The following is a 13,212-nucleotide window of genomic DNA, read 5'->3' as shown; positions in this document are numbered from 1 at the left end:
ACACGAATGCAGAACTACAAGAAATTTCTCCTGGCCGCTGCCGCCACGCTGGTGATGTCGAGCAACGCCATGGCCGAAACGCTGAAAATGGGCATCGAAGCGGCCTACCCGCCCTTCAACAACAAGGATGCCAGCGGCCAGGTCGTAGGTTTCGACAAAGAAATCGGCGACGCCCTGTGCGCCAAGATGAAAGTCGAGTGCGTGGTAGTCACCTCCGACTGGGACGGCATCATCCCTGCGCTGAACGCCAAGAAATTCGACTTCCTGATCTCGTCGATGTCGATCACCGACGAACGCAAGCAGGCGGTTGATTTCACCGACCCGTACTACTCGAACAAACTGCAGTTCATCGCCCCGAAAAACGTCGACTTCAAAACCGACAAGGCCTCGCTCAAAGGCAAGATACTCGGTGCTCAACGCGCGACCCTGGCCGGTACCTGGATGGAAGACAACCTGGGCGACGACGTCACCATCAAGCTGTATGACACCCAGGAAAACGCCTTCCTGGACCTGACTTCCGGCCGCCTCGACGGCATCCTGGCCGACAAGTACGTCAACTACGAGTGGCTGAAAAGCGACGCCGGCAAGGCTTACGAGTTCAAGGGCGACCCGGTGGAAGAAAGCGACAAGATCGGTATCGCCGTGCGTAAAGACGACCCGATTCGCGAGAAGCTGAACGCCGCCCTGAAGGAAATCGTTGCTGACGGTACTTACAAGAAGATCAACGACAAGTACTTCCCGTTCAGTATCTACTGATCTGCCCCACCGGCAATCGCCTTTGCGGCGATTGCCGGCCTCAAGCTAAGCCTGCCCATGAATATTGAACTCTACGGATTCGGCGCGGCCCTGGCCGCTGGCGCCCTGATGACCGTCAAACTGGCACTCTCGGCCCTGTGCCTGGGCCTGGTACTCGGCCTACTGGGTGCATTGGCCAAGACCTCCCCATACAAACCCCTGCAGTGGCTGGGCGGCACCTACTCGACACTGGTGCGCGGCGTTCCCGAACTGCTCTGGGTACTGTTGATCTACTTCGGCACCGTCAGCCTGATGAACCGGCTCGGCGAGCTCCTCAACATTCCCGGCCTGGAACTCAACGCCTTTGCCGCGGGCGTGATTGCCCTGGGGCTGTGTTTCGGCGCCTACGCCACGGAAGTGTTTCGTGGCGCGATCCTGGCCATCCCCAAGGGCCATCGTGAAGCCGGCATGGCCCTGGGCTTGTCCAGGGCGCGGATTTTTTCCAGGCTGATCCTGCCGCAGATGTGGCGCATCGCGCTGCCTGGCCTGGGCAACCTGTTCATGATCCTGATGAAAGACACTGCGCTGGTGTCGGTGATCGGCCTGGAAGAGATCATGCGCCACTCGCAAATTGCCGTGACCGTGACCAAGCAACCTTTCACCTTCTACATGGTTGCCGCCTTCATCTACCTGGGCCTGACCATTCTTGCCATGATCGGCATGCACTTCATGGAAAAACGCGCCGCTCGCGGCTTTGCGAGGGCCGCACAATGAATTGGGAAGTCATCATCAAATGGCTACCGCGCCTGGCCCAGGGTGCCACCCTGACCCTGGAGCTGGTCGCCATCGCCGTGATCGCCGGGCTGATCCTGGCCATCCCGCTGGGCATCGCCCGCTCTTCGCGGCACTGGTACGTGCGCGCCCTGCCCTACGGTTACATTTTCTTCTTCCGTGGCACACCGCTGCTGGTGCAGTTGTTCCTGGTCTATTACGGCCTGGCGCAGTTCGATGCCATACGCCAGAGCTCGCTGTGGCCGTACCTGCGCGATCCGTTCTGGTGCACCGTCATCACCATGACCCTGCACACCGCCGCCTACATCGCCGAGATCCTGCGTGGCGCACTGCAAGCCATCCCGCGCGGCGAGATCGAAGCGGCACGGGCGCTGGGCATGTCCAGGGCCAAGGCGATGTTCTACATCATGCTGCCGCGCGCCGCGCGCATCGGCTTGCCGGCCTACAGTAACGAAGTGATCCTGATGCTCAAGGCCAGCGCCCTGGCCAGCACCGTGACTCTGCTGGAACTGACCGGCATGGCCCGCACGATCATCGCCCGGACCTACCTGCCGGTAGAGATCTTCTTTGCCGCCGGCCTGTTCTACCTGCTGATCTCCTTCCTGATGGTGCGCGCCTTCAAGCTCCTCGAGCGCTGGCTGCGCGTGGACGCCTGTCAGGGCCGCTAGACGTCGCCCCGGGGCTGGCGCACCCTAAGCCAGCCCCGCCTCTCTCAAGTTCAAGACATGACCCAGGCACACACCCTCAAGGGCGACCAGTTGCTGGCCCGCTTCCAGGCGCTGGACAGCTTCCTGCTCGAACACCAGGCACTCTGGCGCCCGCGCCCGTTCAACCACCTGCACCTGCCCTGGGAGTCCCGGCACCCCGAGCTGGCCCAATGGCTGCGACAACGCTCCCTGAGCGATGCGGAAGCCGCACACAATCATCCCGAAGCCGTGTCGGCGCCCAGCCCTTATCCACAGATCGCGACCGAGGCCGCCAGGCTGAGCGCGATCGGGGCGTTATCCACAACCGACCTCAAGCCGGCCCCGGCGCGCCTCAACGTCGACGTACCCGGGCGCAAATGGCAGCAGATCGAAGCCTTCGGCCAACACCTGACCTTCACCCGCATACCCCGGCACTGGCTCGACTGGTGCGCCGGCAAAGGCCACCTCGGCCGACGCCTGCTGCAGCCGGAACAGACCCTGACCTGCCTGGAATACGACGCCCAACTGGTAGAAGCCGGCCAGCGACTCAGCCAACACCACCATCTAGCGGCCGATCACCAACTGCAGGACGTAATGGCCGCCGACGCTGTCAAGCACCTGCGCCCGATCCACACCGCCGTGGCCCTACACGCCTGCGGCGATCTGCACGTACGCCTGATGCAACTGGCCAGCGCGGCCGGCTGCCAACAACTGGCCATCGCCCCCTGCTGCTACAACCGCACCGCCAACCCTCGCTACCAGGCCATGTCTGGCCCGGCCCTGGCCTCGACCCTGGAACTGTCACAGGACGACCTCGGCCTGCCGCTAAGCGAAACCGTCACCGCCGGCGCCCGCGTACGCCGCCAACGCGACGCCTCCATGGCCCGCCGTCTGGGCTTCGACCTGCTGCAACGCTCCCTGCGCCAGGTCGACGACTACCTGCCCACCCCCTCGCTCCCCAGCGCCTGGCTGGAAAAACCCTTCGCCGACTACTGCCGCGACCTTGCCACCCTCAAAGGGTTATCCACAACCGACGACCATGACTGGGCCGCCTTCGAAGGCGCCGGCCAACAGCGCCTGGCAGAAGTCCGCAACCTTGAACTGGTCCGCAACCTGTTCCGCCGCCCGCTGGAACTCTGGCTGGTGCTCGACCGTGCATTATTTCTACAAGAGCAAGGCTACACCGTAGAACTGGGCATTTTCTGCGAACACAACCTGACGCCGCGCAACCTCATGCTGCTGGCCGAACGCAAATAAATGGCTGAAGTTTTCTACAGGCCTGTGGATAACTCTGTTGACAAGGTTTTGAAAAAACCAGAGGAAATCATGGATCCAAGCCAAATAACGGCTTGGTCATTTTTTGTTCACAGTCTAAACGCCTGTAAAAACAGCACCTTGCGCGAACATGAGAAAGACTCGGAAAATTCAGGTGTCAGACGCCACCTTGGCACGCGGCTTGTGCATAAACACTGGAGTGAAAGAATCTAAAGCTCCTAAAAATCTTCGCCTGGGGGGTTTACTCGCGAGAGCGAATAGCTATAATCAGCGCCCTCACATGCCGGTATAGCTCAGATGGTAGAGCAACTGACTTGTAATCAGTAGGTCCCGGGTTCGATTCCTGGTGCCGGCACCATATAGAATAAGGCTCGCAGCGATGCGGGCCTTTTTCGTTTTTGATCCGGGGTTACGCCGGGGTTACGTTTTCGGTAAATCTTCAGCGATATCGACCAGTCGTTTTTCCGCTTTCAGAGTCGCGGAAGTCGCGTTACAGGCGCGTACCGGTCGCGAAACTACGATTGCAGCGGCCTGTACAATGTTCTATTCGACCAGTCTTTCGCGCTTAGCGATCTGACGAGCCCTGCGAGGAAACTTCGGGCCGTGGCGAGAAGCGATTCTCTGAGCCTTAAAAAGGCTTGCGACCTGCGTTACCGACAGTTTCCACCATCGAGCCATTTAGACAGTAAGACCTAAATGTCCGGACTTTTCGGACCAGTACGCGCGCGCGTACGCACGCGCGAAGGAAATAGCAAGGGCAATTCGCCCATCCGGGCGATAAAACGCACTGCTACGCTTTCCTCTCCACGGAGGAAACACAATGCTGAACTCAGACCTGCTCCCGTCCTTACTCTTCAAAATCAACCAAAACCAACTCGCCCTGGAGGCCGCCATCCTTGAACTTTCAAACTGGGTCGAGCAGCGGGGCTCGGCTGAGGCCGACAACGTACGTGGCGCCCTAGAAGCCACCGACAAAAATGAAGAGTTCATCAAGATGACGCTTGCGGTGATGATGGCGCCGGAGTGACTGCAACCAGCTGAAGCAGCCATCCGATGAGGCTGTTTTCGCTCCAGTCGCATCATCAGCGTGATCAAAGACGTCCCTATCGCATCACCTACGACGCATCTAGCAGACCACCAGCAAGCAGCCTCAGTGAAGAATGATTAAGTCAATTTTATGCTTGCCGATACCCTTCGGGATCTATGAACAAAAGCTACTTGGCGACGGCAACCGACAGGCATTATTGATACCCGCCTTTACTGTGCGACTCGGTATCTGAGGAGCTTCCGTCGAAGCAGGTACAATCGCTGATCCAGCATCAGAACTTAAACCAGCATTGATAAATGGAGCTTATGAGATTCCATCCCGATGGCCCCTCCATACCGGATATCCTCCTAGAACGCTGTGATGCCGGCCGCGTCGTATTTCTGTGCGGTGCCGGAGTTTCGCTGCCATCCGGAATGCCTACTTTTGTTGGCCTTACTCGGTACGTCATAGAGTTCTTTGACCCGCCAGCCGACTCAGAAATTATGGCCGCGTTTCGGCCATGGCTGGACGGTCAATCTGCAGCGAATGTCCCACTCGACCAAATCTTCAATCTCCTCCACCTTGAATACGGCAAGGATGAAGTTAACGCTCTGGTCACAGAGCGGCTGAATGCTCCTCTACAAATCGAAGGTTTTGGACGTGAGCACGATCTGATCAAGCGGATTTCTTCGAGTCAGAGCGGCGTGCCACAAATTGTCACGACGAACTTCGACCGATTGTTCGAGACAGGCCAGGAGGGAGAGCATCTGGTCTGGCATGTGCCGCCTGCTTTTCCCGATCTGAACTTCGGATCGAAGATAGAGGGGATTACGTATCTACACGGGCGACTGGTGGACGCAGCCTCTGAAAGTCATCCCTACGTGCTGAGCAGCGCCGACTTCGGGCGTGCCTACCTCTCAGAAGGATGGGCCACCAACTTCATCAGGCACCTCCTCGAACGATATACAGTCGTTTTAGTCGGTTATCAGGCAGAAGACCCTCCAGTCAAATATCTTCTTCAGGGTCTCAACCATGACGGGCAGTATGACCGGTCTAGACTCTATGCCTTTGACCGTGGGCTTTCTGAAGAAATTGAAGCCAAATGGCGTGACCGAGGTGTTACGGCCATAGCCTATTCCGATCATTCGGAACTCTGGAAGAGCATGGAAGCCTGGGCAGACCGCGCCGACGAACCGCGCAGATGGCGTACATCCATAATCGCTAAAAGCCAGCAGGACCCGAAGGATCTGGCCCCTCATGAGCGCGGCCAAGTTGCTCATACTCTTCGCACAGTACAGGGGGCGAGATTGTTTTCGGAGGCTGATCCAGCACCGCATCCTGAATGGATATGTGTGATGGATGCGAATGTCCGATCAGGCAAACGGAGTAGCGGATATGGCAGTGACGCAGAAACCTTCGAGCCTGTGGCCGCTTACGGGCTTGATGACGATCTAAGGGATATATCTGAGGATGATCGCAGACAGGGTGTCAGCAACGACAATCTCCTCGTCTGGCGCGACGAAGACGACAATCCGCATGAGTTCCATCGGTTGGGTGAACGACAGGCAGAAGGTTTCGAGGCGACGCCTATAAGGCTTCGTCACCTTATCACCTGGATCAGCAAGTCCATCGACAGCCCTGTGCTGGCCTGGTGGGCCATTCGACAGAACGGACTGCATCCACGACTGCTGCAACAGCTCGAGTGGCAACTGGAGCATTCAAAGTCTCTCAACGAGCGTGCTCGTCATATCTGGAACCTCATCCTCGAACACCATCGAGACCCTCGCAATCTTAAATGGAATGGCGAATGGTTCGACTTGGAGAACCGGGTTAAAGCGGAGGGGTGGACGGCTAGTGTCCTACGAGAGTTTCGGAGAGTTGCAACGCCCCGATTGGAGATCAAACCGCCGTTTGGATTGAAGCAATCCAGACCGCCGTCGGTATCTTGGGAGGAAATTCATCTCAGCGACCTCGGTCAGTACGAAGTCGTGTTCCTTGATAGGCACGACGTAGATTTAGACGTCCCCGAAAGTCTATTGCCGCAAGTATTTAGAATTCTTGAGGAACAGCTAACCGTGGCCTCAGGGCTACTGGGAGATATCGAAACATCCTACTTCCATACCCCAACCTGCTATCCGGGCCGTGAAGCCGATGGGGGTGACCGCATCACGGACGCCGCGGAGGTCGTGACTTGGTTCGTCCAACTTTTTGACCGGGTGGCTGCCAAATGGCCAGAACTGGCGAACGCACATGCAACGACTTGGCCCGCGACAGACCAGTTCTTCTTTCGGAAGCTCAAACTGTATGCGTTTAGCAAAGTAAACGCCTTCGAGGCCGACCATGTTGCCAAGGAAATCTTGTGCTTAGATCAGGATACATTCTGGGACATTCATGTGGTTCGAGAGCTTCTTTTCCTATTGGTGGATCGATGGAGAGAGTTCTCTCAAGAAAACCGGAATAAACTCACCGACCGCATCTTGACCGGCCCCGATCAGCTTTCTCATTGGCCTGACGAGGAGTTCCATGGGCTGCGGGATAAGCTCGCCGTCAGATATGCTCGGTATCTCGAACTACGAGGTTGTGAACTGACGGCAGATCGAAGTGAACGCCTTGCCAATATGACTAAAGGCATTCTTGAGTGGAACGACGCTTGGGCAACCTCAATGGTGATCGAGCGAGGTTCTTACTCGGGGTGGATTGATACGGATGAGAAACCCGATGCAATTTTGGACCTTCCCGTAACCGAGGTAATCTCCAAGGCAAAGGAAGGCCTGAAGCGTGACTTTGACAGCCTCACTGAGAAGCGCCCCTTCACTGGTTTGGTAAAAGCCAATCCGCGAAAGGCCTTGTCTGCGCTTACGATTGCAGGAAGGGCTGGCAACTATCCAGAGGCGTTCTGGTCGCCCATGATCAATGAACTTCCCGCAGACGTCACGCCTAGGCTGAGACGGGTATTTCTGGTCCGAGTAACGCGACTTCCACATGAGGTTATCGAAGAACTGCGACATACCTTGGGCCGATGGCTCGAAAAGAACTTGGCCGCGGTTCTTGAGTTTGATGATGATCTCGGTTGGGCAGTCTACGATCATATCGTCGATGGCATCCTGAGCGGTGGAGCAGATGCAATGGGTAGCGGTCTTGGCGAAGTCCGCCAAGGTGGAAAAGTCATTCAACGGTCCCGGCGCACACTCGACCATGCGATCAACAGCCCAGTCGGCATGTGTGCTGCGGCCCTTTTCAATGCAGTACCCGGAGAGAAACAGGAGGCCTGTTCACTAATCCCAGATCACATAAAGTCTCGTGCCGAACGCCTCTTCGCGCTACCAGGCGAGGGCTCAGATCATGCCGTGTCGATAATGTGCAGGCAGCTGAACTGGTTGATGTTCGTCGATCCTGCTTGGACCAAGGAACGCCTAATTCCAATGCTGGCGTTCGAGCATCCCGCTTCGGAACCAGCATGGAACGGATTTCTTCATAGCGGGCGGGAGCCTTGGTCGCCGTTGGCAGAAATAATCAAACCACTCCTACTTGACCTCTTTCCACGGATCGAAGGATTTTCTTGGGATCGTGATCTCTCAAACGTAGCGGCTCAATGGCTTGGCTTCATGCGAGTGTTTCACTCGAATAAGCCGAGCGGTCTTTCACAAGGCCAAATGCGTTCGGTCTTTCGAGCGATGACTGACGATACTCGGAACCGATTCATTACCTGGCTGGGGCAGGTTGGGCAGGCAAACGAGAACGGCTGGGCCAATCACGTCATCCCCTTAATCAACGAGGACTGGCCGAGAGAACGCCGATTCAGGACTTCTGCATCGATGAGAGCGTGGATCGGCTTGCTTGGTGGCACTGGCGATAGCTTCGCCGCCGTCTACGAAGCGGTGAAGAAATTCTTGGTGCCAGTGGAGACAAATGACCACCCGTTCTATAGGTTCACCCGAGAGATCAATGAGGAAATGCCGATTACAGCTTTATTTCCTGAAGCGACTCTGGATTTGATGAACAGAGCTACACCTCAGGTTCTCACTCGTCCGGCATCCGAGTTACCGAAAGTGCTAGCACTGATTGCGGAAACCGAATCTGACCTAACATCAGATCCTCGTTATTTGCGCCTAATCGATCTTGTTGAACGAAGCTAAACTTCCGTCCTCATGACCGAAAACTGAGCGAGTCTCCTCGGGCTTCCTAGAAATCCGATGACTGCTTTTGACCGATTCTGTTGAAAAAGTCGCCCCGGTCTGGCTACCCGTTCATTGAGCGGGGAAAACGCCTTTTTTGCACGCTGCCACGTCAAATCTGAGCCTTGAACCTTCTGCGCGAAACACGGATTTCAATCTCAGACGCGTACTTTTCTGCCGTGGAAACCGAAGCCGACTTTTTCAACAGAATCGACCGGAAGCGACCTCCTGCGAACGTTCGCTCTGGCCGGGGGTAACCCTTGGCCGACGCCCGCTTCTGGCCGATGGTTGCTTGTCTCGAAGGGCTACAACCGACCCACACCCGCCACTCGGCCCATTCCTGCTGACCGTCTCATCGTTGCCCTGGAACTGCCGCTTGTCTCGCTGATGAGGGTGTGGTGGGTCGAGCGTTCGGTGATGGAATTGCATTTCGCGAACAAGGGGGTGGGACGCCGCCGGATTTCCGGTCCGTGTGCGCTACTATGACCTTAATCCCTCGTTGCCGAGAACCCACTATGCCGCGCATCTTCATCAGCTACCGCCGCGAAGATAGTCAAGCGCTCGCAGGGCGACTGTTTGATCGGCTTGCGCAGCGTTTCGGCAAGGATCGCGTCTTCCGGGATATCGACGCAATCGAGGCCGGCGCGAACTTCGCCGAGGTGATCGGCGAGCGAATTGGCGGCTGCGACGTGCTCGTGGCGCTGATCGGCACGAGATGGCTCGAAGCGGAGGACGGCGAAGGGCGGCGCAGGCTCGATCTGCCGCATGATTTCGTGAGGGTGGAGATCGCTGCGGCGCTCGACCAACGCAAGCTCGTCATTCCGGTGCTGATCGAAGGAACGACGATGCCGTCGCGCGAGGTGCTCCCAGAGGAACTCGCCCCGCTCGCCGACCGCAACGCGCTCCCGATCAGTGACGCGCGCTTCGACTTCGACGTGGGCCGCTTGATCGCGGTAATCGACAGAACCGTTGTCGCCCACCAGCCGGCGCCCGGCACGACGACTGCCGCACGCCGCACCGGTCTCTGGGCACACCTGAACGAGGAGCACACCCAGCGCACGATCGCGTTTATTGGCGCGGGGATCGCTGCGGTCGTAACGGCCACATGGACGGCCTACGTGTACTTCGCGGAGAAGCCGAGCCTTCCCCCGTCGGGGGTGAGTGCGACACAGGGGGGAATGGCAACGGGCGGCGACATCTCAGCAACGGCGGCGCCTGGGGGCGTCGCCGTCGTCGCCACCGGCCCCGTGACCATCGGCATCACACTCGATCAGTATGAGGAGAAGATTAAGCAACGTGAGCGAGATCTGCGCGAGGAGTATGCGAACGCCTCCCGTACCGACAAGGACCGCATTGCCCTGCTCGAGGCGCAACTGGCCGCTGTCGAGACGGCGGCACGATCGCCCGAGCAGAGTTTGAAGCAGTACAAGGAGATCCTCTCCCGCGCGAGCGAGAGCCTGGCGCAACTCAGCGCCCTGCTTCCCGGCGAGGAGTTGGAGGGTGCCCGCCAAGCTCTGGCACGCGGCGATACCCATGAGGCCGAGCGCCTTTTCTCGTCGGTTCTCGCCGGAGACAAGCAGCGCGCCGCCGAGGCCGCTTACCAGCTCGGATCGCTCGCCGAAAGCCGGATCGACTACTCGACGGCGGCGAAGTACTACGCCGAGGCGGTCACGTTGCAGCCGGAAAATCCACAGTACCTGGATGCAAAGGGCAGGATCGCCTACACGCTCGGGCTGTATGGGGACGCAGAACCGCTTCTTGAGCGGGTGCTCGCGATCCGGATGAAGGCTCTCGGCCCCGAGCATCCGGACGTGGCGACGAGCCTCAACAACCTCGCGGAGCTCTACGTTGCCCAGGGCCTCTTCACCAAGGCCGAGCCGCTTCACCAGCAGGCGCTCGCGATCCGGATGAAGGCTCTCGGCCCCGAGCATCCGGACGTGGCGACGAGCCTCGACAACCTCGCGGAGCTCTACGTTGCCCAGGGCCTCTTCACCAAGGCCGAGCCGCTCTACCAGGAGGCGCTCGCGATCAGCAAGAAGGCCCTCGGCCCCGGACATCCGGACGTGGCCGAGGGCCTCCACAACCTCGCGGCGCTCTACCATGCCCAGGGCCTCTACGCCCAGGCCGAGCCGCTCTTCCAGCAGGCGCTCGCGATCAACAAGAAGGCCCGCGGCCCCGCGCATCCGGACGTGGCGAAGAGCCTCAACAACCTCGCGCTGCTCTACGATTCCCAAGGTCTGTACGCCCAGGCCGAGCCGCTCTTCCAGGAGGCGCTCGCGATCAGCAAGAAGGCCCTCGGCCCCGCGCATCCGGACGTGGCGGTGAGCCTCCACAATCTCGCGGCGCTCTACGATGCCCAAGGTCTGTACGCCCAGGCCGAGCCGCTCTTCCAGGAGGCGCTCGCGATCAGCAAGAAGGCCCTCGGCCCCGCGCATCCGGACGTGGCGAAGAGCCTCAACAACCTCGCGCTGCTCTACGATTCCCAAGGTCTGTACGCCCAGGCCGAGCCGCTCTACCAGGAGGCGCTCGCGATCAGCAAGAAGGCCCTCGGCCCCGCGCATCCGGACGTGGCGGTGAGCCTCAACAATCTCGCGGCGCTCTACTATGCCCAAGGTCTGTACGCCCAGGCCGAGCCGCTCTACCAGGAGGCGCTCGCGATCAGCAAGAAGGCCCTCGGCCCCGCGCATCCGGACGTGGCGGTGAGCCTCAACAATCTCGCGGCGCTCTACTATGCCCAAGGTCTGTACGCCAAGGCCGAGCCGCTTTACCAGGAGGCGCTCGCGATCAGCAAGAAGGCCCTCGGCCCCGCGCATCCGGACGTGGCGACATTGCTAGAAAATTTCGCCGACTTGCTGACCAAACTCAAGCGGGAAAAGGAGGCTGCCGATCTCCGAACACAGGCCAACGCGATTCGGGCAAGACGTGCCAACAGCTCGTAGTGCAGAAGCGATCACGGGTCAGCACACCGGAGGAAAAATCGAGCGGTAACAGCCGCAGCTCCGCTTTCGGAAACTTCGGTTGGATCCCTCAAGTTCTGCAAGAGGACGCGAGCCAGCGCTCAACTCTTCGCTAAACGACCGTCACGGGCAGCTTACGAACCCGCTGCGGACGATGACCACCATGGGTCCGACTGGCCGTTCATGGCCGGTTGTTGCCTGTAGCCATCGGCAGTAATGGGCAATTCTTTGCCTATCATGGTTACGAAGCGTGCTGGTCAAATCCGATGCAATCGGTGGTCAGATCGAATGCAAAGGGGGGGTCAGGTGGAATGCAAACGGGCGGTTAAGTGCAATTTCGCGATTCACCACAGAGGAATCATCGATGCGTATTGAGCAGCAAATCGTTGATGCCTGGGCGACCAGTCTAGTCATTGAGGTGGTGAGCGATGTTATTAACGTCCTTGAGGGGATGGACGCAGTTCTGTCCGGCGACTCGGGCCTGGCAAATGTGTGGGAAGAGGTTTGCGCACAGGTTCGGCTCGGGGAGTCCCTTGACTGGCCGATCTATGAAGAAAGCATCGTGGATCTGCTATGCGCCGGCGTAGAAGAGTTGGATAGGGATGCCCAGCTGGCTTTATGGGCCGTCACCGATGAGGGGTGGGACTACATTTACGACCACCATGCGGATGAAGGCGGTGCCACTGGCGCTCCACTGGATATCAGTGACATCGTGGCCAAGCTGAAAAAGGACGTACTATCTGCAGCCGCGGATTATGAAAGTCCGAGCCTCCATCGTTATATCTGGGGCAAAAATGACTCCAAATATGACGAGGATGAAGAGTACGACGAAGACGAGGTTGAGGAGGAACACGAAGAGGATGACGACTGTGAAGAACCCATCATCTTCGTCATCCACCGTGAGCAGATAGAAGCCTTCGACCTGGAAAGCTCACTGGACTTTCTGCGGACGCTGGTGCCGCTCCGAGACCCGCAGTATGTGTGGAGCTGGAAGGGCAAATTAACCTTGGTCATTTCCGGTTATGACAACGACACCCGCGAGCTTTTCGAGATTCCAGAGGTATGTCGCTACCTACGCGGAATCGATCAGGCTTGGCCGTTCTGGTTTTTCTTCCTTACTCCATCCTCGATCAAGCTGGTGGGGATGTGCCTGACATCCGCCGTCCCGATTGCCGCGGGCAAGGTATTCCTGCCGCCGGAGAGCTTTTATCGATTCATGGAGCGAGGCTTCGGAGCGGTCAATCACCTGTTTGACCATTTTGGCTTCCCGGAGTCTGAAAACGAGGCACTGTCGGGAGTTGTATCGCAAATCTTCGCCAACTGAGCGAAGAGTGGAGCGCTTTGCAGCAGACTTCGGCGGCAATAGTCTGCTCCCGCAGTTCCTTTGCCAACGCCCGAATCATATGCCTGAAGCCGCCTTTCCAGGCATTGCGAGAGGACGGGGCTTTGCCTTTAGGGCTTCTCGTCCCGGTACTTTTTTGCCAGGGTTGCCGTTGCCGTATCAACTCCGCCAGCCGAGCCCGTCGCTCGGCTGCCTAGTCGTTCGCCATTGTCTGTCTCCAATA

General features: G+C 58.5%; 8 protein-coding genes and 1 tRNA gene. All 9 read left to right on the top strand.

From position 1 onward, the window contains the following. Positions 1-6: 6 nt before the first annotated feature. Entirely contained in the window at positions 7-756 is a 750-nt protein-coding gene (locus tag NVV94_RS01445) for an ABC transporter substrate-binding protein (protein WP_258445494.1), read from the top strand. A gap of 57 nt (positions 757-813) precedes the next feature. Beyond that, a complete protein-coding gene (locus tag NVV94_RS01440; protein ID WP_258445493.1) occupies positions 814-1,509 on the top strand; it encodes an ABC transporter permease in 696 nt (231 codons plus the stop codon). Beyond that, entirely contained in the window at positions 1,506-2,195 is a 690-nt protein-coding gene (locus NVV94_RS01435; RefSeq protein ID WP_258445492.1) for an ABC transporter permease, read from the top strand. The genes NVV94_RS01440 and NVV94_RS01435 overlap by 4 nt, the downstream gene beginning before the upstream one ends. Positions 2,196-2,252: 57 nt before the next feature. Continuing rightward, positions 2,253-3,470, top strand: coding sequence for an SAM-dependent methyltransferase (locus NVV94_RS01430; protein WP_258445491.1), 1,218 nt, complete (start codon positions 2,253-2,255; stop codon positions 3,468-3,470). Between the two features lie 300 nt (positions 3,471-3,770). Then, positions 3,771-3,846, top strand: a tRNA-Thr gene (locus NVV94_RS01425). 462 nt (positions 3,847-4,308) lie between these two features. Then, positions 4,309-4,515 carry a hypothetical protein gene (locus NVV94_RS01420; RefSeq protein ID WP_258445490.1) on the top strand — a complete coding sequence of 69 codons (207 nt, stop codon included), beginning with the start codon at positions 4,309-4,311 and terminating at the stop codon, positions 4,513-4,515. 317 nt (positions 4,516-4,832) lie between these two features. Then, entirely contained in the window at positions 4,833-8,651 is a 3,819-nt protein-coding gene (locus NVV94_RS01415; RefSeq protein WP_258445489.1) for an SIR2 family protein, read from the top strand. A 554-nt stretch (positions 8,652-9,205) separates the two neighbouring features. Further along, the gene (locus NVV94_RS01410) at positions 9,206-11,629 is read left to right on the top strand and encodes a tetratricopeptide repeat protein (RefSeq protein WP_258445488.1); all 2,424 of its coding nucleotides are present in this window, start codon (positions 9,206-9,208) and stop codon (positions 11,627-11,629) included. A gap of 382 nt (positions 11,630-12,011) precedes the next feature. Next, entirely contained in the window at positions 12,012-12,971 is a 960-nt protein-coding gene (locus NVV94_RS01405) for a hypothetical protein (RefSeq protein WP_258445487.1), read from the top strand. The last annotated feature ends 241 nt before the right edge of the window (positions 12,972-13,212 follow it).

The organism is Pseudomonas sp. LS1212, from assembly GCF_024741815.1.
Taxonomy (GTDB): Bacteria; Pseudomonadota; Gammaproteobacteria; order Pseudomonadales; family Pseudomonadaceae; genus Aquipseudomonas.
The sequence above is the reverse complement of the archived record's forward strand: the minus strand, read 5'-3'. Positions and strand labels throughout refer to the sequence as shown.